Annotated in this window: 1 protein-coding gene; it reads right to left on the reverse strand. The window is 70.1% G+C overall.

Annotated features, from left to right (window positions below):
- Positions 1–1,581, reverse strand: a 1,581-nt coding sequence (locus ABD879_RS32530; RefSeq protein ID WP_345025632.1) for a non-ribosomal peptide synthetase, incomplete at its 3' end; no start/stop codon positions are given.
- Positions 1,582–1,587 lie beyond the last annotated feature (6 nt).

The following is a 1,587-nucleotide window of genomic DNA, read 5'->3' on the forward strand; positions in this document are numbered from 1 at the left end:
GGAGCGGTGCTCGAAGACCTGGCGTGCGGTGAACACCAGCCCCGCCCGGCGGGCCCGCGACACCAGCAGCATCGACATGATCGAGTCGCCGCCGAGGGTGAAGAAGTCGTCATCCGCCCCGACCGTCTCCAGGCCCAAGACCTCGGCGAACAGGCCGCACAGGACCGCCTCGGCCGGGTTGGCCGGCGCCCTGCCGCCCGCCATGCCCGCGAAGTCCGGCGCCGGCAATGCGGCGCGATCGACCTTGCCGTTCACCGTCAACGGCAGCGACTCCAGCACCATGAACGCCGCCGGGACCATGTACTCCGGCAGCCGCCCCGCCACGTGGTCCCGCAGCACTGCGGTGTCGATCGAGCCATCGGCCGGGACGACGTAGGCGACGAGGCGCTTGGTGCCCGGCTGGTCCTCGCGGGCGACCACCGTCGCCCGGCCCACCGACTCATGCTCGGCCAGTACGGCCTCGATCTCACCCGGCTCCACCCGGAACCCGCGGATCTTGACCTGCTCGTCGGCCCGGCCGACGAACTCCAACCGGCCGTCGCTCGTCCAGCGGGCCAGGTCACCCGTGCGGTACATGCGCCCGGCGGTGAAGGGGCAGGCCACGAACCGCTCGGCGGTCAGGCCGGGCTGGCCCAGGTATCCGCGGGCGAGCCCGCCCCCGGCCACGTACAACTCCCCCACCATCCCGGCGGGAACCGGCTGCAAGAACCGGTCAAGTACGAAGACGCGGGCATCGTCGCGAGGACGCCCGATGGGCAGCACACCGGGCAGATCGTCGCCCACGCCCAGTTCAAAGGTGGTCGCGCACAGCGTCACCTCGGTCGGCCCGTACAAATGACGCACCACCACACCCGGACACGCCGCCCGCACCGCCTCCACCGCCGACACCGACACCACATCACCACCGGTCAACACCTCACGCACACCCGCAAACGACCCCGGCGACTCCTCCGCCAACAACCCCAGCAACCCCGCCGTGACATGCACATGCGTCACACCATGCGCCTTGACCAACCGCTCCAGCTCACGGCCGCCCACCTGCCCCGAAGACGCAACCACCACCGCACCACCACCGACCAACGGCACCCAGATCTCGTAGGTGGACGCATCGAACACATGAGGCGCATGCAGCAACACCCGATCACCCGCACCGACACCCCAGCCGCAGTCGGCAGCAAGACCCGCCACGCCGCCATGCGTAGCCACAACCCCCTTGGGCACACCGGTCGAACCCGACGTGAACATCACATACGCCGCATCATCCGCACCCACCCCGACACGAACCCGGCCGTCACCCGCTTCCTCGGCGAGCACCCGCGACGGGTCGTCCACCACCACATCCACACCCGCCAGCACCGCCTCACGACGAGCCCGCGGCCAAGCAGGATCCACCGGCACATACGCCGCCCCCGCCTTCAACACCCCCAAAAACACCCCGACCAACTCAGCCGACCGGCCCATCACCACACCGACCAGACCACCCCGCCCCACACCACGAGCCACCAAACCCCGAGCCACACGCTCAGCGAACCCGTCCAACTCCGCAAACGACCACACCCGACCCCCATCGACCACCGCCACCGCACC

This window comes from Actinomadura keratinilytica (assembly GCF_039539665.1).
GTDB lineage: Bacteria > Actinomycetota > Actinomycetes > Streptosporangiales > Streptosporangiaceae > Spirillospora > Spirillospora keratinilytica.